This is a genomic window from Rhodococcus sp. BP-332 (assembly GCF_019836065.1).
Classification (GTDB): Bacteria; Actinomycetota; Actinomycetes; order Mycobacteriales; family Mycobacteriaceae; genus Rhodococcoides.
The window spans coordinates 12189-33372 of sequence record NZ_JABUEC010000002.1 but is presented as its reverse complement, the minus strand read 5'-3'; the positions used below and the strand labels follow the sequence as shown (position 1 = coordinate 33372).

At 68.6% G+C, this 21184-nt stretch carries 25 protein-coding genes; 15 read left to right on the top strand and 10 right to left on the bottom strand.

What is annotated here, in order from left to right:
- Positions 1 to 28 precede the first annotated feature (28 nt).
- Genes HQ314_RS05960 through HQ314_RS05940 form a run of 5 tightly spaced genes read left to right on the top strand, consistent with a single transcriptional unit; the run spans position 29 to position 4325 of the window.
- Complete coding sequence (locus HQ314_RS05960; protein WP_308119260.1) at positions 29 to 1045, top strand: sugar kinase; 1017 nt, start codon at positions 29 to 31, stop codon at positions 1043 to 1045.
- The gene (locus tag HQ314_RS05955) at positions 1042 to 1806 is read left to right on the top strand and encodes an IclR family transcriptional regulator (protein ID WP_027504900.1); all 765 of its coding nucleotides are present in this window, start codon (positions 1042 to 1044) and stop codon (positions 1804 to 1806) included. Before HQ314_RS05960 ends, HQ314_RS05955 begins: the two co-directional genes overlap by 4 nt.
- Complete coding sequence (locus HQ314_RS05950) at positions 1803 to 2204, top strand: RidA family protein (protein WP_222649569.1); 402 nt, start codon at positions 1803 to 1805, stop codon at positions 2202 to 2204. The genes HQ314_RS05955 and HQ314_RS05950 overlap by 4 nt, the downstream gene beginning before the upstream one ends.
- 33 nt (positions 2205 to 2237) lie before the next feature.
- The gene (locus HQ314_RS05945; RefSeq protein WP_222649568.1) at positions 2238 to 3581 is read left to right on the top strand and encodes a DUF2254 domain-containing protein; all 1344 of its coding nucleotides are present in this window, start codon (positions 2238 to 2240) and stop codon (positions 3579 to 3581) included.
- Between the two features lie 21 nt (positions 3582 to 3602).
- Entirely contained in the window at positions 3603 to 4325 is a 723-nt protein-coding gene (locus HQ314_RS05940; RefSeq protein ID WP_222649567.1) for a DUF998 domain-containing protein, read from the top strand.
- Here HQ314_RS05940 and HQ314_RS05935 read toward each other — a convergent pair.
- Genes HQ314_RS05935 through HQ314_RS05925 form a run of 3 tightly spaced genes read right to left on the bottom strand, consistent with a single transcriptional unit; the run spans position 4235 to position 7464 of the window.
- Positions 4235 to 5923: an alpha/beta hydrolase gene (locus tag HQ314_RS05935; protein WP_308119257.1), complete on the bottom strand. Its 1689-nt coding sequence runs from the start codon at positions 5921 to 5923 to the stop codon at positions 4235 to 4237. The two genes, HQ314_RS05940 and HQ314_RS05935, sit on opposite strands and share 91 nt — an antisense overlap.
- Before the next feature lie 9 nt (positions 5924 to 5932).
- Entirely contained in the window at positions 5933 to 6382 is a 450-nt protein-coding gene (locus tag HQ314_RS05930; RefSeq protein WP_051613146.1) for an SRPBCC family protein, read from the bottom strand.
- Between the two features lie 41 nt (positions 6383 to 6423).
- Entirely contained in the window at positions 6424 to 7464 is a 1041-nt protein-coding gene (locus HQ314_RS05925) for a ferredoxin--NADP reductase (protein ID WP_308119256.1), read from the bottom strand.
- Positions 7465 to 7577: 113 nt separating this feature from the next.
- Here HQ314_RS05925 and HQ314_RS05920 point away from each other — a divergent pair, with 113 nt between their 5' ends.
- The 6 genes from HQ314_RS05920 to HQ314_RS05895 are packed head-to-tail and all read left to right on the top strand — an operon-like array spanning position 7578 to position 13776.
- Positions 7578 to 8621 carry an alpha/beta hydrolase fold domain-containing protein gene (locus HQ314_RS05920; protein WP_222649566.1) on the top strand — a complete coding sequence of 348 codons (1044 nt, stop codon included), beginning with the start codon at positions 7578 to 7580 and terminating at the stop codon, positions 8619 to 8621.
- Positions 8621 to 9490 carry an SDR family NAD(P)-dependent oxidoreductase gene (locus HQ314_RS05915; RefSeq protein ID WP_222649565.1) on the top strand — a complete coding sequence of 290 codons (870 nt, stop codon included), beginning with the start codon at positions 8621 to 8623 and terminating at the stop codon, positions 9488 to 9490. The genes HQ314_RS05920 and HQ314_RS05915 overlap by 1 nt, the downstream gene beginning before the upstream one ends.
- Before the next feature lie 2 nt (positions 9491 to 9492).
- Positions 9493 to 10413 carry a hypothetical protein gene (locus tag HQ314_RS05910; RefSeq protein ID WP_027504905.1) on the top strand — a complete coding sequence of 307 codons (921 nt, stop codon included), beginning with the start codon at positions 9493 to 9495 and terminating at the stop codon, positions 10411 to 10413.
- Positions 10410 to 11903: an NAD(P)/FAD-dependent oxidoreductase gene (locus tag HQ314_RS05905; RefSeq protein WP_222632788.1), complete on the top strand. Its 1494-nt coding sequence runs from the start codon at positions 10410 to 10412 to the stop codon at positions 11901 to 11903. Before HQ314_RS05910 ends, HQ314_RS05905 begins: the two co-directional genes overlap by 4 nt.
- Positions 11904 to 11947: 44 nt before the next feature.
- A complete protein-coding gene (locus HQ314_RS05900) occupies positions 11948 to 12706 on the top strand; it encodes a MerR family transcriptional regulator (protein WP_222649564.1) in 759 nt (252 codons plus the stop codon).
- Positions 12707 to 12741: 35 nt separating this feature from the next.
- Complete coding sequence (locus tag HQ314_RS05895) at positions 12742 to 13776, top strand: SMP-30/gluconolactonase/LRE family protein (protein WP_222649563.1); 1035 nt, start codon at positions 12742 to 12744, stop codon at positions 13774 to 13776.
- A 428-nt stretch (positions 13777 to 14204) separates the two neighbouring features.
- Here HQ314_RS05895 and HQ314_RS05890 read toward each other — a convergent pair whose 3' ends face one another.
- Together HQ314_RS05890 and HQ314_RS05885 are read right to left on the bottom strand one after the other, a co-directional pair.
- Positions 14205 to 14531, bottom strand: a complete 327-nt coding sequence (locus HQ314_RS05890; protein ID WP_222649562.1) for a hypothetical protein — start codon at positions 14529 to 14531, stop codon at positions 14205 to 14207.
- Positions 14532 to 14552: 21 nt separating this feature from the next.
- Positions 14553 to 14996 (bottom strand): DUF3558 family protein, encoded by a 444-nt coding sequence (locus tag HQ314_RS05885; protein WP_222649561.1) that lies wholly within the window; start codon positions 14994 to 14996, stop codon positions 14553 to 14555.
- 251 nt (positions 14997 to 15247) lie between these two features.
- Here HQ314_RS05885 and HQ314_RS05880 point away from each other — a divergent pair, with 251 nt between their 5' ends.
- On the top strand, positions 15248 to 15682 hold the full coding sequence (locus tag HQ314_RS05880) for a hypothetical protein (RefSeq protein ID WP_222649560.1): 435 nt from the start codon (positions 15248 to 15250) through the stop codon (positions 15680 to 15682).
- Between the two features lies 1 nt (position 15683).
- On the opposite strand, the gene HQ314_RS05875 is transcribed toward HQ314_RS05880, so the two are convergent.
- Complete coding sequence (locus HQ314_RS05875) at positions 15684 to 16337, bottom strand: NUDIX domain-containing protein (protein WP_222649559.1); 654 nt, start codon at positions 16335 to 16337, stop codon at positions 15684 to 15686.
- Positions 16338 to 16398: 61 nt separating this feature from the next.
- On the opposite strand from HQ314_RS05875, the gene HQ314_RS05870 reads away from it, so the two are divergent.
- Positions 16399 to 17322 carry an ADP-ribosylglycohydrolase family protein gene (locus tag HQ314_RS05870; RefSeq protein WP_222649558.1) on the top strand — a complete coding sequence of 308 codons (924 nt, stop codon included), beginning with the start codon at positions 16399 to 16401 and terminating at the stop codon, positions 17320 to 17322.
- Positions 17319 to 17828, top strand: a complete 510-nt coding sequence (locus tag HQ314_RS05865; RefSeq protein WP_222649557.1) for an O-acetyl-ADP-ribose deacetylase — start codon at positions 17319 to 17321, stop codon at positions 17826 to 17828. The genes HQ314_RS05870 and HQ314_RS05865 overlap by 4 nt, the downstream gene beginning before the upstream one ends.
- 4 nt (positions 17829 to 17832) lie before the next feature.
- Here the strand turns inward: HQ314_RS05865 and HQ314_RS05860 are convergent, their stop codons facing one another.
- Genes HQ314_RS05860 through HQ314_RS05845 form a run of 4 tightly spaced genes read right to left on the bottom strand, consistent with a single transcriptional unit; the run spans position 17833 to position 20499 of the window.
- Positions 17833 to 18258, bottom strand: a complete 426-nt coding sequence (locus tag HQ314_RS05860; protein ID WP_056448542.1) for a DoxX family membrane protein — start codon at positions 18256 to 18258, stop codon at positions 17833 to 17835.
- 10 nt (positions 18259 to 18268) lie between these two features.
- The gene (locus HQ314_RS05855) at positions 18269 to 18514 is read right to left on the bottom strand and encodes a hypothetical protein (protein ID WP_027504915.1); all 246 of its coding nucleotides are present in this window, start codon (positions 18512 to 18514) and stop codon (positions 18269 to 18271) included.
- Between the two features lie 30 nt (positions 18515 to 18544).
- On the bottom strand, positions 18545 to 19561 hold the full coding sequence (locus HQ314_RS05850; protein WP_222649556.1) for an agmatine/peptidylarginine deiminase: 1017 nt from the start codon (positions 19559 to 19561) through the stop codon (positions 18545 to 18547).
- A complete protein-coding gene (locus HQ314_RS05845; protein WP_222649555.1) occupies positions 19558 to 20499 on the bottom strand; it encodes a nitrilase-related carbon-nitrogen hydrolase in 942 nt (313 codons plus the stop codon). Before HQ314_RS05845 ends, HQ314_RS05850 begins: the two co-directional genes overlap by 4 nt.
- Before the next feature lie 82 nt (positions 20500 to 20581).
- Here HQ314_RS05845 and HQ314_RS05840 point away from each other — a divergent pair, with 82 nt between their 5' ends.
- Positions 20582 to 21184, top strand: coding sequence for a TetR/AcrR family transcriptional regulator C-terminal domain-containing protein (locus HQ314_RS05840; protein ID WP_222649554.1), 603 nt, complete (start codon positions 20582 to 20584; stop codon positions 21182 to 21184).

Here is a 21184-nt window from a genome sequence, read left to right as displayed (position 1 = left end):
AACTCGCAAGACATCGAAGGGAATTGATGTGAGATCACCCGGCGCGGCGACTCCATGGGTGGTGTGTGTCGGCGAGGGGCTCGTGGTCATGGTCGCGCAGCCCGGCCCCCTCGAACACTCGGACACATTCGAGCGGTCGGCCGGGGGAGCCGAGGCCAACGTCGCGCGGGTCCTCGCCCAGTTGGACGTCGAGGCGTCCTGGCTCTCGCGCGTCGGTGACGACGGCTTCGGCCGCTACCTGACGGAAACGCTGCGCGCGAGTGGGGTGGACACGTCGGCGGTGATCGTCGACCAGACCCGCACCACCGGGATGTACGTCAAGGAGCGTGGTTCGGGCAGCGGTCATGCGTCCGACCTACCCGCCGGGGAGAGCCGAATGACATACTTCCGCAGCGGTTCCGCCGCCAGTGCGCTGTGTGTCGACGATGTCGTCGGTGCGACGCAGATGCTCGCGGCGGCCGACCTCGTGCACGTCAGCGGCATCACGCTCGCCCTGTCGGACACCGCGCGCGACGCTGCGGCCGCGCTGGCGTCGTCGCCCGGTCTGCTGAGTTTCGACCTCAACCACCGTCCCCGACTCTGGACCGCTGAGAGCGCCGATGTGGTTCTTGCAGAGCAGGTCCGACGCAGTGACATCGTGCTGATGGGCGCCGACGAAGCACACGCGGTGTTCGGCACCGGAGACCCCGACGCGCTGCGTGGCCTGTTCCCCGAGCCGCGCCGCCTGGTGATCAAGAACGACGCCCACGTGGTCGTGGGATTCGACGGCGCCGAGCGTGTCGACGTCCCGGCCCTGCGGTTGTCGGTGGTCGAGAAGATCGGTGCGGGAGACGCGTTCGCCGGTGGCTACCTGGCCGGTGTCCTCCGCGGCGACGATCAGCAGCGTGCGATCAGGCTGGGGCACCTGTGCGCGGCCGGCGCTCTCACCGCGCACGGCGACGCGGCCCATCTGCTTCCGCTGCACCGTCTCGACGCACTGGTGACATCCTCGGACGAGGAGTGGTCGAGCATCGACTACGACGCCGAGAGGGGAATCGCCGTATGAGTCAGAGTGTGTCCCGCGCGCTCACCCTGCTCCGGGTGCTGGCCGACGGTCCGCGATCGCTGGACGAGTTGGCTGCCCACCTCGACGTGCACAAGACCACGGTCCTGCGACTGCTGCGGGCGATGGAGGCGGAGCGGTTCGTCCAGCACGACCACGAACACCGGTATCGCCTGGGATCGACACTGTTCGAACTGTCCAATCGCTCGTTGGAGCAGCGCGACATCCGGACGTTGGCGCGGCCGCATCTGGCTGCGCTGAACGCCGACACCAGGCAGACCATCCACCTCGCGACCTACGAGTCGGGGGAGGCCGTCTACATCGACAAGTTCGACGCCACCCAGAGCGTGCGGATGTACTCGCGTGTCGGACGCCCGGCACCGTTGCACTGCACCGCCGTCGGAAAGATCCTGATCTCCGGGCTGCCTGCGGACGAGCAGCTCCGCGTCGCCCATCGCATCGAGTACACCCGCTTCACCGACCGCACCATCGACACGCCCGAGCGCTACCTCGAGGAACTGGCCCTCGTGACCCGTCAGGGATACGCGGAGGACCACGAGGAACACGAGTCGTTCGTCAACTGCATCGGCGTGCCGGTACGCGACGGAACCGGCTCGATCGTCGCCGCCGTGTCGATGTCCGTGCCCGACATGCTGCTCGACCACGCCCGCGTCCTCGGCACCCTGCCGCAGGTGCGCGCGGTGGCCGAGACCATCTCCGCCGAACTCGGCTGGAGTCCGACCCCGACGAAGGAACCCGCATGACCGACAAGATCGCCGTCCTCACGACCGATGCGCCTGCACCGGCCCACACGTTCTCGCAGGGCGTGCGCAAGGGCCCGTTCGTCCAGGTGTCCGGGCAGGGTCCCGTCGACCCGGCGACCAACGAGTACCTGTACCCCGGCGATGTCGCGGCGCAGACCACGCGGACGCTGACCAACGTCAAGGCCATCGTCGAGGCGAGCGGTGCAACCTTCGACGACGTCGTGATGCTGCGGGTGTACCTGACGAAGCGTGAGGACTTCGCCGTCATGAACGAGGCGTACGGCGCCTTCGTCCTCGAACACACGAGGGGTGACGTCCTGCCCTCTCGCACAACGGTGTTCACCGGACTGCCGCGCGAGGAGATGCTCGTCGAGATCGACGCGATCGCGGTGATCTGACACGTCGACCCACCGTCAGGGCACCATGAACCCATGAGACGACGGTGGGTACGGCTGCAGGGCACGTTCTGGTTCGTTCCTGCGGTCCTGGGCGTCGCTGCCGTCGTTCTGGCTCAACTCCTGGTCGCTCTGGACCGGTGGCTCCTCGATCGGGGCATCGGGATCGGCGGGTCGCTGCTCTATCACGTGGGCGCGAGTGGCAGCCGGGACATCCTCGGCGCCATCGGCGGGTCGATGCTCGGCGTGGCGGCGACGTCCTTCTCCATCACCATCTCCGTTCTCGCGACGGCCAGTTCGACCTACGGCCCGCGACTGGTGCGGAACTTCATGGCGGACCGCGGGAACCAGGTGGTGCTCGGCATCTTCGGAGCGACCTTCCTCTACGCACTGATGGTGCTGCGCTCGATCCGGTCGCTCGACTCGGACGGCGACGTCTTCGTACCCGACATCGCGGTGAACGTCGCCGTGCTCCTCGCGGTGCTCGACGTGGGCGTCCTGGTGTACTTCATCCACCACATCGCCCAGTCGATCCAGGTGGCGACGCTGTCCTCGCGCGTGCGCGACGAACTCGCCGCAGCCGTGGACGAGCTCTACCCGACGGAGCCGCCGCCCGACGCGGCGTCGGATTCCGAGGTGACGCTGCCCGAGCACGTCGACACGGTGCGTGCTTCGCGTTCCGGAGTCGTCGTCGACGTGGACGAGGACGCGGCGTTGTCCTCGGCCGTCGACGCCGATGCCGTCGTGGTGCTGCTCTGCAGACCGGGCGAGCACGTCATCGAGGGAGACGCCATCGCGGAGTCACGACGGTGGAGCGGATCCGCCTCCGCGTCGCACCTGCGCGAGACCGAGTCCGCGGTCGAGATCGGCGACGAGCGGACTCCGCAGCACGACATCGAGTTCGCCGTCGAGCAGCTGGCCGAGATGGCGGTGAGGGCCCTGTCCTCCGGTACGAACGACCCGTACACGGCGCGCAACGCTCTCGACGATCTGTCCGTCGGGATGGCGACTCTCGTCGGCCGTCCGCCGCCGTGCGGTGCCCGGACCGACGATGCCGGAACCGTACGGATCGTTCTGCGTCGGGTGCCCGTGGTCGACCTGATCGACCACGCGCTCGGCGCGGTACGGATCTACGCGATGGCGAGCCCGATGGTGGTCGCTGCCGGTATCCGGATGGCGGAGCGGCTCGGTGCGGCAGCGACCGCAACCGCGTCGATCGACCGCGTCCGGTACCACCTCGACCTCCTCGACGAGGCGTGCCGACGGGAGATGACGGATCCGGCAGGGCGGGCCTCGTGCCTCGACCAGATCGACCGTGCGCGTGGGCGTCTCCGAACGGTCGCCGTGTCCGGCTCACCGTCAGGCACAGTGGAGTCGTAGATCCGCTGCCGAAAGGACCCTGTGCAGACCCGCCTCGCCTCCCTCGGGCTTCTCTCCATCCTGCTCGGCGCCGCGACGGTCGTCGTCCTCGACGTCGTCACCGCACTCGGGTCGCCGTCGCATCTGCGCCGCACCATCAGCGAGTACGGGTTGGGCGCGCAGCAGTGGGTGTTCACGGCCGGGGTGCTGCTCCTCGCCGTCGGATCCGGAGCCGTTCTCGTCGCTGCCGTCCGGCAGTCGTTGCTGCGCGCGTCGTCGGTCGCCGCGGTGGCGATGACACTGTGGACGGTGGGACTCGTCGCCGTAGTCGCGGTTCCCAAGCAGGACTGGAGCAACGACGCGACGCTCGGACTCGGCGGCGCGGTGCACCGCGCGGGCGCCGCGGTCGCGTTCGTCAGCATCCCGGTGGCAGTGATCGCCCTCGCCGCGCCGTGGATCCGGTCGAGCGAGTGGGCCCGTCACGCCCGACGGACGTTCGTGCTGGGTGTGCTGTCCGTCGTGGCCATCGCGCCCATCGGGTACGCGTTGCTCGTCGGCATGACCACTTCGACACCGTGGTACCGCGTCGTCACCCTCGGCCACGTCGAACGGATCCTCGTCGTCGTGGAGGTGATCGCGCTGATCGCGGTGGCGTGGTGGGTGCGGGCGAGTGCCTATCGGAGCTCGTCGGTGACGCGCTCGACCAGCGCCGGATCCGCGATGCCGAGGACCGACGCCCACATCGAGGCGGCATCGGGACCGTAGGCGTGGCCGTGTCCTTCCGGCACCTCGGCGGCGAGCGCCATGTCGAGCGTCACCTGCCAGAAGGTGACCAGAGGGATCCACGTCATCCCCTTGTCGACGTCGACGCCGCGCGGTTCCCGGAGCCAGTCCGGCTTGCCGAACAGCAGGTCGAACGACCACCAGACGATCGGATCGCTGGGGTGCTGCCAGTACACGATGCGCGGGCTCTCCCAGTCCACCAGACCGGGTGCGTCGAGATCGGACGGCTCCGCGGCGAAGCGGACGTTCTGCCCGCCGTAGATCACGGGCAGGATCTCGGGGCTGCCCGGGTCCCGTGAGTCGGTGACACGCGACCACTGCTCGGAGAAGTTGGGCGTCCCCACCCACAGCGCGCCGTCGGTGCGAACCAGCATGTCCTGCACTCCGGAGAAGGCGTCCTGGCCGCCGTACGACCCGAGCGATTCACCGAAGGTGAGGAGCTTCGGGCGATCGCTCTCGGGACGGTCCTGCACGCGCTGGTAGACGGCCTCGAAGACGGCGCGGCCCGCGATGAGCGGGGTGTCGCGATCGGCGAGGAACGCCAACGGACTGGGCAGGTACGAGTACTGGACCGCCGCGATCGCCGTGTCGCCGCCGGCGAGGTACTCGAGTGAGGACGCGACGGACGCGTTGACCCACCCTCGACCGGTGGTCGTCGCGATCGCCAGGTACTCGCGATCGAAGGCGCCGGTTCGGTCCAGTTCGGCGACGAGTCGGTCGGCGAGCGAGTCGACGGTGTCCCGGCCGAGGCCGAGCCCGTCGGCGTCGACGGACTTGCGTCCCGCATAGACCCGGATCGGGGTGAGGGCGGGCCGTCCCGTCACGGATGCGATCTCGCCCGACGTCGGGCCGCCCGCGACGAAGGTGCGCCCCTCGCGGCCCAAGGTGTCCCACTCCTCGTTCGACTCGGGCGAGCCCGAGCGTTCGGGAGCCGACGGTCGTTCCACGCCCTCGGCGCTCCCGGTGTCGGCCGCAGCGGCGGACCCGTTGGAGATGCGTGAGATCCCGGTGGCAAGGAGCCCCTCGACGGCGAACACCAGCACCACACCGACGGCGACGACGGCGAGACCGCGCGAGACGGGCGGCGGGAGAACACGACCGATCAGTGCGATGAGAAGGTCGGTGACGCGGCGGATCCCACGAGCCAGCGTGATCACCAGGACGACGACGATCGCGGCGACGACGAAGACTCCGGCGTAGTCCCACGACTGGCTGGGTTCGATGCCCACGAGTTCGCGGGAGATGTTCTGCCACCACGCCCCGAGGACGAGGAACAGCGGGAGCACGACGACTGCGGCGGCGGCGATCGCGTACCAGCCCCACCGCCTCGGTCGTTCGGGCCACTCGCGAGTGAGCTCCATCCGCCGGACGCCCCACACGACGAGAACGCCGACGCCGTAACCGCACGCGACCGAGAGGCCCGTGGCGACGGCCTGCAGGTACCACGGTCGGGGGAGAAGCGACGGGGACATCGACCAGCAGTAGAAGACCAGTCCGACGACGAGGCCGATCGGCTCGAAGCGGGAACACCACCGCCACAGTGCGGTGGCGATGCGTCCTCGCTGGTCCTTCGTGGTCACCGGGTGAGTCTAGGTGCTGCGCGGCGACTCCAACCGGGAGCGCAGGGTCCGATCGGTGACGGAGATCCCCTGGTTGATGAAGGGTTCGACCACCTTCGCGAGTGCCTTGCCCGTGAACCCGCCGGGGAACTCGTAGCGGAACTCGACGTCGGCGACGCAGTGTCCGTCGTCCACGGGGGTGACCACCCAGCGAGAACTGGTCTCGAAACCCTTCACCGACGACAACGCGATGACGGAACCGTCGACCCACTCGACGATGTCCACCGTGGAGTGCAGAGCTTTGGGTCCCAGCTTCATCTCGGCGTCGAAGCGGTCACCGGTGCCGCGCGACACCGGTCCGACGGGGACGAACGAGGTGACGCCGAACATCCAGTCCGGCACGTTCTCGTACGAGGACAGGTAGTCGAAGGTCGCCGACGCCGGTGCGGCGATCTCGACGTGCTTGGTGATGACGGGCATGAGGTCTCCTGGTGCGGCTGTGGTGTCAGGGATTCGGTCGGTCAGTCGATGCGGATGGTGAGAGCGTCGGACACGGGCACCGACTGGCAGGCCAGGCGCACTCCCCGGTCGAGCTCGTACTGATCCAGCGTGTCGTTGACGCGCATGTGCACGTCACCGCTGACGAGAGTGAACGCGCAGGCGCCGCAGTTGCCCTCGCGGCACACGAACGGGGCGTCGATTCCCTCGGCGAGCATGGCGTCGAGCAGCACGGTGCCGGGTGCGCAGTGGAACGAGTGATCGTCGCCCTCGACCTCCGCGGACACGGGAACGCCCGTGGCCGAGGACGTCTCGACGAGGGTGGTGTGGAACGGGTCGGTGGTGATCGACGTGAACACCTCACGGTGGATGTTCTCGGGCGACACCCCCGCCGCGAGGAGCCCCTGCTGCGCCACCTCCATGAACGGCCCCGGCCCGCAGAGGTACGCGTCGGCGTCGGCGATGCCGGAGACGGCGTCGGTGAGACCGGTGGCAGTGGGCAGGCCCGACGCCGACTCGTGCCAGTGCCGCACCGTGAGGCGGTCCGGATGCCGCTGCTGCAGATCGTCGAGGGTGGCGGCGAACATGACCGAGTCCGGATCTCTGTTCGCGTAGAACAACACGACCCGTCCGTCGTGCGACGCCAACGCGGTCTTCAGGATGGACATCACGGGCGTGATGCCGCTGCCGGCGGCGACCAGGACGAGCGGGCGATCCCATCGCGCGGGAACGAAGGTGCCCGCGGGAGCCAGTGTCGTCAGTGCGGATCCTGCCGTCGCGGTGTCGCACAACCAGGTGGACCCGAGGCCGCCCGCGGTGCGCTTGACGGAGATCGCGGGGCGCTCGCCGGTGTCGGGACTGCTCGACAACGAGTAGCACCGTGCGGCGGAACCGCCGTCGCTCAGAGGAATTTCGACCGTGAGGAACTGGCCCGGGCGGTAGCGCAGAGCCTCGCCGTCGGCGGTGGACAGGACCAACGTCACCGCGTCCGCCGTCTCGCGGATCACCTCGTCGACCTGCAGTCGGAGTGTGCGGACGGCGGTGTCCGCGGAGTCGATCGCCACGATGTCTTCCCCTCGTCGGCCGGGTGTGTCCGGCACTCCGGACTACACCGAAGATTGTTTCATTGAACTATAGGCCATTGACAAATGGCACAGTCATCCGTGACGCTTCCGGCATGACATCGACGCGTCCGATCCCCGAGCGGGGGTCCCTGCGGTCCCGCGCCGCGGCCCGAGCCACTCAGTCGACGTTGCGACCCATCGCGTCCCGACTGCCGTTCGGACGCGGCGGCGAACGCGTCGCCCGCGTCCTCGTCGAGGTGGCCATGCGTGCCTGCGGCGGAATCGCACCCGGCACGGTCGTCCGCACCGTGCGCGAGGACGGTGTGGTCGGGGAGTGGGTCGACGCCCGGGCAGGCCGGAGGCCGGTCGAAGATGGGGCAGGCCGGAGGCCGGTCGAGGGTGGGGCGGATCGCACGCCGGTCGAGGGTGGGGACGGTTCCGTGGACACCGCCGGCCCGATCCTCTATCTGCACGGCAGCGCGTACGCGATCTGTTCCGCACGGACGCACCGCGGCCTGGCGTCGCGGCTCTCCCGCGCGACGCAGCGTCCGGTCTTCGTGGTCGACTACCGACTCGCCCCGGAGTTCCCTTTCCCCGCCGCAGCCGACGACGTCGAGCGGGCGTACCGCTGGCTGCTGTCGAGCGGCCACGCACCCGAGTCGGTCGTCGTGGTCGGTGACTCGGCGGGCGGTCACCTCGCGCTGGACCTGGTGCTGGACAACGCCCGACGATCGGTTCCGCAGCCTGGTGCGGTCCTCCTGTTCTCGCCGTTGATCGATCTGACCTTCACCCTCGCGCAGAACCGGGAGCGCATCCGTCGCGACCCGATGATCTCCGCAGCGGCGGCGCGGGCACTCACCGCGCTCTACACACGCGGCGAGGATCCCGACGGGCGGCGCCTACGACTCGCGGTCGAGGCGGGAACGGCACTGCCGCACTTCGTGGTTCAGGCCGGCGGTGCGGAGATGCTCGTTGCCGACGCCGAGCACCTGCGCGATCTGGTGGTCGATGCCGGTGGCACCTGCACGCTTGAGATCTGGCCCGACCAGATGCACGTGTTCCAGGCTCTGCCGCGCATCAGCCCGGAAGCGGACCGGGCACTCGCCCGCGCCGCGCACGCCCTGACAGCCCTCCATCGAACAGAGACGAGACACTGATGTTCTCTCGATCCAGACCACGCCTCACTCACGGGGCGGACGCCGTGGTCACCGGCGCCGGCAGTGGCATCGGCCGCGCCTTCGCGCTCGAGATCGCCCGCCGCGGTGGCCGCGTCGTCTGCGCGGACATCTCGCTCGAACGCGCCGAGGAGACGGTGCGGATGCTCGACGGCCCCGGCTTCGCCGTCCAGTGCGACGTCGCCGTGCAGTCGCAGGTCGAGGATCTCGCGCTGTTCGCCGAACTGGAGTTCGGTGGCGCGCCGACGCTCGTGATCAACAACGCCGGCGTCGGCATCGGTGGCAAGCCAGTGGGCGACATCGGGTTCGAGGACTGGAACTGGGCGCTCGGCATCAACCTGTGGGGAGTGGTCCACGGATGCGAGACGTTCGTTCCGCTGCTCCGTACCGCGGGTCGCGGCGGCATCATCAACGTGGCTTCGGCCGCGGGATTCGCCGCGGCACCGACGATGGGGCCCTACAACGTCGGCAAGGCGGGCGTCATGTCGCTGTCCGAGACTCTGGCGGCGGAACTGTCCGGGTCGGGTGTCCACGTGACCGTGCTGTGCCCGACCTTCGTCAAGACCAACGTCGCGGTCGACGGTCGCATCACCGAGCGCTCCACGGAACTCGCGCAGAAGTTGATGCGATGGACCGGCTTCTCACCCGAGCGGATCGCCGTCACCACGCTCGACGCGCACGACAGGAACCGCCTCTACGTCGTGCCCCAGCTCGACGCGAAAGCCATCTGGCTGACGAAACGGCTCCTCCCCACCCTCTACACCCGCGGAGCAGGGCTGCTCGACCGCCTGCTCCCCGGCGAGCCCGCCCCACAGTCCCTTCCCGCTGTTTCCGCCTCGACAGGAGTATGACGATGGCCTTCGACTTCGACGCCATGCTGGACAAGATCAAGGACCGCCAGTGGTCCCTCGCGGACATCGACTGGGACGCCCCCGGTGCCGAGATGATCCCGCCCGAGCAGCACGCCAAGCTCAAGCCGTTCCTGTCCGACCTCATGTGGATCGAGAACGTCGGCGCGCGCGGATTCGCCGCGATGGCACGCAAGGCGCCCACCGAGACGCTGCGCGAGATCTACCGTTACTTCCACGCGGAGGAGCAGAAGCACGCGAATGCCGAACTGGCACTGATGCGTCGCTGGGGCATGCTCGAGAACGACGAGATCCCGCAGCCGAACGTCAACGTCAAGCTGATCATCGACTGGCTCGACAAGTACTCGGACCAGACGCCGCTCGCTGTGCTCGGCACCGTCATCCCGATGCTCGAGGTCGCGCTCGACGGTGCGCTGGTCAAGTTCATCGTCGACGAGATCGACGACCCGGTCTGCCAGGAAGTGTTCAAGCGCATCAACGCCGACGAGTCGCGGCACCTCGCCGTCGACTTCGAGGTCATCGATCTGCTGGGCCACGCGAAGATGCGCCGCATTCTCGTCGAGACGATCGGCGCCTGGATGCATCCGTCGCTCATCATCGGCACCCTGCGGTACATCCCACTGCTGAACAAGATGCGGGACAACATCGTCGAGATGGGTGTCGACGAGGAGCGCCTCTACACCGCGATGAAGCGCTTCAAGAAGGTGGGCGAACGCAGCGAGTTCCCGAAGCGTCTGCCGATGTACCGCTTCATCAGCTGGCACGGGAGCGTCGTCATCAACCGCGACCACCCGTACCACAAGTTCGCCGACTCGATGGTGACGCTGACGGCCAAGTACCCGAAGCGGCTGCTGCGCCCGCAGCCCACGTGGTCCAAGGAACTCACGTACGAGCCCGTCGCATGACCGAGATTCTCTCCACCGCCATCATCGGAGGCGGATTCGCCGGCATCGGTGCCGCGATCCGGCTGCAGCAACGGGGGATTCGCGACATCGCCATCCTCGAACGCGGCACACGTGCCGGTGGGACCTGGCGTGACAACACGTATCCCGGTGCAGCCTGCGACATTCCGTCCCGCCTGTACTCGTACAGCTTCGCCCCCAATCCGGACTGGTCGCACACCTACTCCGGGAGTGCGGAGATCCTGGGCTACATCGACTCGATGGTCGAGAAGTTCGAGCTGAGCCGCTACCTCCGGTTCGGTCACACCGTCGTGGACGTCACCTGGCACGAGTCCCGGTCGCTCTGGGAGATCTCGGTCCAGGACCGGGAACCCGTCCTCGCCCGCACCGTCGTGATGGCGTCGGGACCGCTGGCGAACGTCAGCCTGCCCAAGATCCGCGGCGTCGAGACCTTCGCGGGAGCGAAGATCCACAGCGCCCGGTGGGACCACGACTACGACTTCGCCGGCAAGAAGGTCGCCGTCGTCGGCACCGGAGCCAGCGGCGTGCAGATCGTTCCCGAGCTGGTGAAGGTCGCCGAGTCGGTCAAGGTCTTCCAGCGCACGCCGGGGTGGGTGCTGCCCCGCACCAACTTCCGCACCCGCGGACTGACTCGCGAGATCTACCGCCGCGTGCCCTTCAGTCAGAGCGTCGCGCGCAAGGCCTGGTTCTGGGGCCACGAGTCGGTCGCCCTCGGGGTCGTCTGGAACTCGCCGCTCACGCGCGTGGTGGAGGGAGTGTCGAAGCTGCACCTCCGCAGTCAGGTTCCGGATCCGTGGCTGCGGCGCCAGCTCACGCCGGAGTTCCGCGCCGGGTGCAAGCGCCTGCTGATGACCAGCAAGTACTACCCGGCGCTGCAGAAGGACAACTGCACGCTCGTCACCTGGCCCATCGCGCAGATCTCCGAGAAGGGAATCCGCACGGTCGAGGGAGTCGAGCATCAGTTCGACGCGATCGTCTTCGCCACCGGGTTCGACGTCTCCAAGACCGGGTCGCCGATCCCCATCACCGGGCGTGACGGGCGCGTCCTCGCCGACGAGTGGAGCCGGGGAGCTCACGCCTACAAGTCGATCGCGGTGTCCGGGTACCCGAACATGTACTTCACGTTCGGGCCCAACTCCGGACCCGGCCACAGCTCCGCCCTGGTCTACATGGAGGCGCAGATCGACTACCTGGTCGATGCCATCGCCACCGCCGTGAACCAGAACTTCGTGCTCGACGTCCGCGCCTCGGTGCAGGCCGAGTACAACGCGGACCTGCAGCAGCGGCTGACCAAGACGACGTGGAACTCGGGGTGCTCGAGCTGGTACCTCACCGAGGACGGTTTCAACGCCACGATGTTCCCGGGCTTCGCCACGCAGTACGTCAAGCAGCTCGAGACGGTGCTGTTGCCGGACTACTCGGTGACGGCGGCAGCGACGGCACCGGTCGACGAGGTCGTCGCCGCGGTGTGACCGAGCGTTAGTCTGGAGGTCCGGCCGAGTGGAGGAGTGAGTCGATGACCGAGTACCGCATCGACGAACTGGCTCATGCCGCGGGCACGACCTCGCGCAACGTCCGGGCCTACCGTGAGCGTGGACTGCTCCCGCCCCCGCGTAAGCGGGGGCGGGTCGGCATCTACGACGACTCGCACCTCGCCCGGCTGCGACTGATCGACATCCTGCTCCAGCGCGGCTACACGACCACACACATCAGCGACTTCATCGATGGCTGGGAGAGCGGCAAGGACCTCACCGAGGTTCTCGGTCTGCAGCGCGCCCTCACCGAGCCGTGGTCGACGACCGGCGAGGTGCAGTCGGTCTCCGTCGACGAGGCGCGGCAGATGCTCGGCGACCCCGACGGCGTCCAGCTGTCCAGGCTCGCGGAGTACGGACTCGCCCGCATCGACGGCGACCGATGCACGTTCACCGATCCGAAGCTGTTGCAGGGCTTCACCTCCCTCGCGACCTACGGCTTCGGAATCCGCGAGGTCATGGACATCCACGAACGGCTCCATGCGGCCGTCGACGGAATGTCCAAGGACATGATCTCGACTGTGAAGAGTCACATCGTCGACCGCTACGGCGAGGGTTGGATTCCCGAGGGTGACGACGTCCTCCGGGCCACCGAGATGTTGCAGATCATGCGCACTCTCGCAGTCGATTCCGTGCATTCGTTGCTCGGCCGCACACTCGACCGCAACCTGCAGGAGCAGCTCGGCGAGTACCTCGAGGTCGCCATCGACAACACCTCTCGTTCGGACCGTCACACAGCCTGACCTCGCTTTTCGGACCAATGGGGCATGGTGGAGTCATGAACCGCACCAGACTGTCCGCCGCTGTCGCCCTCGCCGGCGCCACCGCCCTCGTTCTGACCAGTTGCTCGTCGTCGAGCGAGGAGGGGCAGGCGACGCCGGCGTCCTCCAGCGCTGCTCCGTCGTCGTCCAGCACTGCTCCGTCGTCGTCGGCGGCGAGTGCGTCCTCGAACGCCACCGTCTACACGTTGCCGGGAACCGGCGTGTTCCCCGAGGGCATCACCGCCGACGACGACACCTTCTACGTCTCGTCGACCTCCGACGGCGCCATCTTCCGCGGCACGGTCGGCAACACCACCGTCGAACCGTTCCTCCCCGGTGGACAGGACGGTCGCACCGGCGCGGCGGGACTGGACGTCGACGGGGACGACGACGAGAACACCCTCGTCGTGGCGGGCGGCGCGACCGGCACCGTCTGGATCTACGACGCCGAGTCCGGCGCACTGCGCGGGAAGTTCACCAACGGGCTCGGGCAGGACGCCACCTTCCTCAACGACGTCGTCATCGCCGACAACGGCGACGCCTTCATCACCGACTCGCGCAACCCCACGCTGTGGCGCATCCCGGCGAACGCCACCGGTGAGGGCCAGTTGGAGCCGTTCGTCGACTTCACCGGATCCCCGTTCGCGTACGGCGAGGGCTTCAACGCCAACGGCATCGTCGAGGCGGACGACGACAACGCATTGGTGATCGTGCAGTCCAGCACCGGCAACCTGTACCGCGTGGCCCGCGACTCCAAGGCCGTCACGCAGGTGGACCTCGGCGGCGCGACACTTCAGAACGGCGATGGCATGGAGATGGAGGACGACACGCTCTACGTGGTTCGCAACCGCGACAGCCTCATCGCCACAGTCGATCTCGACGACGACGGCAACCGTGGGCGGGTGACCGGTGAGATCACCGACCCCAGCTTCGCCTACCCCACCACCGTCGCCGACGTCGACGATCAGCTGCTGGTGGTCAACAGCCAGTTCGACAAGCGTGGGGGCACTCCGGTGGAGCCCTTCACCGTGGTCGGTGTGCCTGAGCGGTAGGGGTCGGGCTTGGGGTGTGCGCTGGTTGCGTGAGGTGCGGTCGGTCGGTCGGTAGGTCGGTCGGTGCGTGCGCGCCGGTGGTTGGCGGCTCGTGGCGGTGGTGTGCGCGGGTTGCGTGGCGCGCACACCCTTTCCTGCCTGCGGAGCGGGGTGTGGGCTGCTGGAAGTAGTGCGGGTCGGTCGGCTGGGTGGTGCTTTGCCGGTGGTTGTCGGCTCGTGGCGGGCGTGCGCGGGTTGCGTGGCGTGCACACCCCTTTCCGCCGGTGGAGCGGGGTGAAGGTGGCTGGAAGTAGTGCGGGTCGGTCAGCTGGGTGGTGCTTTGCCGGTGGTTGGCGGCTCGTGGCGGTGGTGTGCGCGGGTTGCGTGGCGCGCACACCCCTTTCCGCCGGCGGAGCGGGGTGAAGGTGGCTGGAAGTAGTGCGGGTCGGTCAGCGAGGGCCGGTGTTGCCGATGCGGGACGTCGAGTCGTCCTCCGTTTCCTGATACCCGCGACCCGCTTCGAGGAAGGCCTCGCGGAGGTTGGTGACGGCGGTGATGTGGGCCGCGAGCACGGAGCTCAGTGAACCCTCCGGGCCGTGGGTGAGGTCGGAGTACTTGCGTGCGAGCGCGATTCCGGAGGGAAGGGTGCCGAAACCCGCGCTGAATTCGAGCGCATTGATCGACGGCAGCAGTTCGGCGAGGTCACTGACGAATTGTTCGCACGCTGACGCGCACCTGCGCGAAGAATCGGCGGAGATGATGAGTTCATCGGTCATGGAAAGTTCTTCCTTCGCGGGTCAACGGGGGATGCTGGAAGCGAATGCTTGCGCCCCGGTCCTCGCCACAGCGCACACATCCGCGGTGACGGAGGAAGCGAGATTCCGTTCAGCACGAAACACCACAGAACCCTCTCGCCAATCGAACGCGATACTGCAGGCAGCGAGTTGCTGGTCGCCGCGATCGCGGAACGAGAACGCGCCGACACCCAAGTCGTCGACAGCGCTGAACCTGTCCGAGGTCGGACTGGTCCTGAGCGCGTCGAGCGTCCGGGTAGTGGAGAAGACGGTCAGGAACTGATCGCTCCCCTTCCATGTGCACCACTTCCAGGTGTCGTCGAGTGGAACCGTGAGCTGGTCGACAACGACAGCCGGATCAGCCCCCGCCGCCCGGATGGCCTCGTCGGGTACCACGGTGCAGGGGTCGAAGAGTTCCATCACGACCGGCTCGGCGGTGCCGCTCACCCCACCGCACCCGGTGAGTGACGCGACGACTGCCGCGACAGCGAGTACCCCACAATTCCTGCGCACACGTCGTTGGACGCACGCTCCGCTCCTGCGGTTCCGTGCTCCCACTGCACACAACGGTGTCCCCACGGGCACATCCGACCATCCGGAACCGTTCTGTGTGCAGAAATGCGCGCCGGGAACCGAGCGGGTGGTTGCGGCGTCGAAGGCTGTACCGCGCCACGGCGGACGATCGGAAGGCCTTCACCATGCACTCGACCACTCTGCCCGTTCCTTCCAGCGGTATCGGAAGTCTGACCAACGCAACATCATTGGCCGTGCTCGTCGCGTTCGCGACCCAGTGTGCGGTGGCGTGCGTCGCCGCGATCGCGGGATTCGGCGCCGTCGTCGTCAGTGCCCTCGCTGCCTTCGCGAGTGCGGACGAGTCGCCCGGCGCGATGTTCGTGGGCTCACTCGCCGATGCGTGGGCGTTCGTTCTCGTCATCGCTGCGGTGGGGCACGGGGTGCTCGCGACGATGATCGTGCAACGCCGACGTTCGGCACGCGTCGTCGTGACGGCAGTGGCCCTCGTGTGGGCGGTGGCGCTGGTGCACTCTCCGATGGTGTGGCCGTTGGTGGTGGTGCAGGCGGGTTCTGCGCTGGCGTGGTGGATCCCGGCGTCACGGCGCCCGACCCCCAACTGACTCACACGAGCAGCGCGGCGATGGACCCGGGAAACGTCTCGTCGGGCCTGCGTTCGTAGAGCTCGGCGGGGCGTCCGCCCGCAGCCGACGTGGTGGCGCCCGTACCGACCAGCGCCCCGATCACATGACGGCGGAAGGTGTCCTTGCGCAGCGGGCGGTCGAACACGGTCTCGTACAGGGTGCGCAGGTCGAGCAGTGTGAAGGTGGTCCCCAGCAGGTGCGACGGATCAGGACGGGTGAGGTAGCGAGACCGCAGGTCGCCCACGGCGGCCGACACCATGTCGGCATGGTCGAAGGCCATCGGTTCCACAGGCCGATCCGCCTCGACGGCCAGGAGATCGGTGCCGGAAGGCAGGGAGTCGGTGGGCGCCTCCGCGCAGTGCGCCATCGACAGGACCCATCCTCGATCGTCGCGGTCGGGAGCGTCGAACATCCGGATCTGATGGAACTCGACGCCGTCGATGCCGGCCTTGGTGCTCAACGCGCGCCTCGCCGCATCGGCGAGCGTCTCGCCCGGATGCAGGAATGTGCCGGGAAGTGCAGCTCCCCAGGGTGATTCCACCGTCACCACGTTCAGCGTTCCGCCGTGGACGGTGAGAACGGCGACGTCGACAGCGACGGACGGTCGTGGGTACGACGTCAGATCGGAGGGCATGGGTTGCAGCTTAGCGCAGTGGTGCGTTATGGTTAGCGCACAAACGAGCAAAGGGGACGACATGAAGCTGACCGACGAACAGAAGAACCGCGCCGAGGGCGTCGTGCTCGGCACCGCAGCCGGTGACGCACTGGGTGCCGGATACGAGTTCGGCTACCCGACGCCCGAGACGGTGATCGACATGATCGGCGGCGGCACCTTCGACTGGGCGCCCGGCGAGTGGACGGACGACACGTCGATGGCCCTCTGTATCGCCGAGGCGCTGGTGGAGGGCCGGGGACTCGACGGCGTCGCGGCGAACTTCGTGGCCTGGATCGACACGAACCCGGCGGACGTCGGTATCCAGACGCGCACGGTGCTGTCCCGGCGCAGCAGGTCGGCTGCCGAGATGACCGCCGTCGCCGCGGGACTCTCCGGCAGGACAGGCGGCAACGGTTCGCTGATGAGAACTGCCCCGGTGGCGCTGGCGTATCTCGACGACCCGGTTCAGCTCTCGGTGGCCGCTGCGCAGATCAGCGCCCTGACGCACAGTGATCCGCAGGCGGGGGAGGCATGCCAGATCTGGAGTGCCGGCATCCGGCACGCCGTCCTGCACGGCAACTACGACGGCATCTCGCTGTACCTCGACGCGGCGGAGCCGTCGGTGCGCGACACCTGGGCGCCGTTGCTCGACGCCGCGGAGAAGGGGCGCCCGTCGGACTTCGACAGGAACGGGTGGGTGGTGCACGCGCTCCAGACGGCCTGGTCGGCCATCACGACCACCGAGGAGAACGGGGACCAGCTGACAGCGGCGCTGGAGGCGTGTGTCCGCGCGGGCGGCGACACCGACACCACCGCGGCCATAGCCGGTGGGCTTCTCGGCGCACGCTGGGGCGCCTCGGTGATCCCCGAGGCGTGGACCACGATCCTGCACGGGTACCCCGGACGACGAGCCGCGGACCTCGCGGATCTGGGACGTCGCCTCACAGAAGGAGCAGCAGCATGAGTGTCATCCATGTGGTCACCGGAGACATCACCACCGTGCGCGCGGACGTGATCGTCAATGCCGCCAACTCGACCCTCCTCGGTGGAGGCGGGGTGGACGGCGCCGTCCACCGCGCAGGCGGACGAGAAATCCTTGACGCCTGCAAGATTCTGCGGGCGACGACCCTCCCGAACGGACTCGACACGGGTGCCGCCGTCGCGACGCCCGCAGGCCGTCTGCCGGCGAGGTGGGTCGTCCACACAGTGGGGCCGCGGTACTCGGCCCGCGAGGACCGCTCGCCGATCCTGCGCGCAGCGTACGAGCGCTCCCTTCTCCTGGCTCACTCGCTCGGAGCATCCTCGATCGCGTTCCCGCTCATCTCGGGCGGTGCGTACGGATGGCCGGTGGAGCTCGCGGTCGCCGAACAGGTGCGCGCGGTGACGTCGGCGCCCGTGTCCGTGGATCTCGTGACCCTGGTGGCCTACTCGGCCGAGGTGCACCGCATGACGACGCGGGCCGTCGGCTGACCGGTCATCGCCGACGTGCTCGCCACGCCGACCAGGCGCCGGTGGCCCACAGAGCCCAGATCACCAGCAATGGCTGGAACAGCAGCCGGATACCTCGTGCCCGATCGGTGTCCAGCCCGAAAGCGTCTGTGTGCGTCACGAACTGAGAGATGTTGCCCGGGAACACGGCGACGAAGAACAGTGCCGTGACCCACCCCACCGCCACCCGGTACCGCGTCAGGGCGACGAGAGCCAGGCCCAGCACCACCTCGACGACACCCGATGCGACCACCACGAGATCGGTGTCGAGCGGCATCCACGTCGGTACCTGCGCGGCGAACTCCTGCCGGGCCCAGAACAGGTGGCTCAGTCCGGCGAACACCAGGAACGCGCCGAGGACGAGACGCCCGACGATACGAGGCACGGTCGCAGGGGCGGGGCGCGTGGTCATGCCTGCCACCCTACGAGGCGCCGCGCTGCCGGTCCGGTCGGCCGAGAACGCGGCCCAGCTCCTCGTGCGCGTAGACCCTGTTCTCGCAGTAGACGGCGCCGCCGACGCACTCCTCGTCGTCGCAGTCGCAGAACCTGTACGGCTCCGCGTTCCAGCGGCTGCCGTACTGCGACCCCGGCTCCGCGACGAGTGCGGCGACCTCGCGCACCGTCCTCTGCTCGCTGCGTCTGCGCTGCCCCCGGCGATGTCCGCCCATGTCCGTCCCCCCGTTGTCGGTGGCGTCACGCTAGGGGAGGGGTACGACAGGCGCCGGCTGATGTTGAGTGATGCAGTGGATGCCGCCGCCCCGGGCGAACAGCGGCCGGGCGTCGACGCTCACGACGCGTCGGCCGGGATAGGCCTCGGACAGGATGTGCACCGCCTCGTCGTCGTTCGGATCGTCGAAGCTGCAGGCGATGACCCCGCCGTTGACCACGTAATGGTTGATGTAGCTGTAGTCGACGACGCCCTCGTCGTCCCGCAGCACGGTCGGTGCGGGAACCGGAACGACACGGAGTCCCTCCCGGGTGAGGAGATCCATGACGTCGCGGCTGATCTCGTGGTCCGGATGCGTGGGGTCGCGCTGATCGTGCACGAGGGCGACGCCCGGCGTCGGCATCGCGGCGACGATGTCCACGTGGCCGCGGGTGCCGTAGGTCTCGGAGTCCCGAGTCAGGCCGCGCGGCAACCAGATCGCGCGATCGACACCGAGAGTGCGGGACAGCTCCGCCTCGACGTCCTGCTTCGACCAGGTGGGGTTGCGTCCGCTGTCGAGCTGCACCGTGTCGGTGAGGAGGACGGTTCCGGCGCCGTCGACCTGGATGCCGCCGCCCTCGTTGACCATGTCGGACGCGACGACCGGAACGCCGGCCGCCCGCACCACCAGTGCACCGATCCGGGCGTCGTTCTCCCACGTCGCCCACTCCTGTGCGCCCCACCCGTTGAAGACCCAGTCCACCGCGCCGACGGTTCCGTCGTCCGAGACCACGAAGGTCGGCCCGATGTCGCGCATCCACGCGTCGTCGAGAGGTGCCTCGAGGATCGTGATGCCCGATCCCAGGTACTCCGCGGCGACGCGGGCCTCACGGGGATCCACCACGACGGTCACCGGCTCGAACTCGGCCGCGGCGCGGGCGACGGCGGCCCACGTCGTGCGAGCCTCGTGGCGCTCCTCCTCGGTGTCGCCGAGCGAGTAACCGGGGCTGGGGAACGCCATCCAGGTGCGCTCGTGCGGTTCGCCCTCGGCGGGCATGCGCCACGTCACCGGGTACCCGCCACGGGCCGGGTGAGGGTGCCGTACGTGTCCGGACGTCGGGTGTCGAGGAACGGGAACAGCGTCAGCCAGTCGCCACGCTGGTCGAGGTCGAGATCGGCGACCAGGACGGCCGAGCGGTCGCGGGGAGCCGACACGAGAACTCGGCCGTACGGGTCGGAGATGAACGAGGAACCGTAGAACGTGATGGCGCCCTCGTCACCGTGGCGGTTGGGTACCACCATGAACGTGCCGTTCGCGATGCCGTTGCCGACGATGACCTGCTGCCAGAGAGGTTGGGTGTCGAAGTCGGGATGATCCGGCTCCGAGCCGATGGCCGTCGGATAGACCAGGACCTCCGCGCCGGCCACCGAGTAGGCCCGCGCGACCTCGGGGAACCACTCGTCCCAGCACGTCGGCATTCCCAGTGCGAGGTCCGCCGCACGGTGCACGGGGTACGGGTCGTCGGCAGGTCCGGGGCGGAAGTACGTGTCCTCGTGGTAGCCGGCGGTGACGGGAATGTGCAGTTTCCGAGTCCGGGCCGTCACCTCGCCGTCGGGCGAGACCAGGACGGCGGTGTTGTACCCGAGGCCGTCGCCGGCGGTGTCGTCGCGTTCGTACAACGACGCGTGCACGACGACGCCGTGACGCGCGGCGGCCTCGGCGGCGAAGGTGACCGTCGGCCCGGTGGCCAGGTCCTCCGCGCTGCGGCCGGGGTTCTCACCGCCCGGCACGAACGCCGGATAGCGGCTGAGGGTCAGCTCCGGGAGGAAGACGATGCGAGCGCCTTCCCCTGCCGCAGTGGCGATCCCATCCTCCAGTTCGGCGCGCAACACGCTCGGATCCTGGTGCCACCGATGCTGCACGAGCGCCACTCGTACCGGTGGGCGGCCGGGCTCGCGCGTGCGGGCGGGCGACGGCGGCGGGGTGGTGGCGGTGATGGTCAGCATCGGGTGTCCTCGTCCGTAAAACGAATGTGATTCGTTAAGTATGGTGTGACGACGGCCCGAACGCAAGAGGAAGGAGCCGGCGATGCCGCGTCCGTCGACACGGTTGCTGTCCACTGACCTGATCACCGATGCCGCACTCGCGCTGGTCGATCGGCACGGCGACTTCACGATGCCGGGACTCGCCGAGCGGCTGGCGGTGCGGCCGTCGTCGTTGTACAACCACGTGGCGGGGCGGGCCGAGATCGTGGAATTGATGCGTACGCGCATGATGGCGGGCATCGAGATCCCGGCCGACTCCCGCGACTGGAGTGAGGCGGTCTCCCGCATCGCGCAGGAGTACCGCCGCCACTACGCCCGACATCCGCGCGCCATCCCCCTGTTCACGGCGCACACGGTGCGCTCCGCCGTGGCGTTCGACATGTACAACGCGTTGGCGACGGCCCTGTCCGACGGCGGCTTCGCGCCCGCCGAGGTGCTGCACGCGATCACCGCCGTCGACAGTTTCGTCCTCGGGTCAGCGCTCGATCTCGCAGCGCCCGAACAGGTCTGGGCCTCGGCCGACGAAGCGAACGACGCCATGCGCGCGGCGCTGGAGACCTCGGGCGCCGGCCGCGCGGACGCGGCGTTCGAGTTCGGGCTCGCAGTGCTCATCGCGGGGCTGCAGGCACGCTCGCCTCTCAGCTGA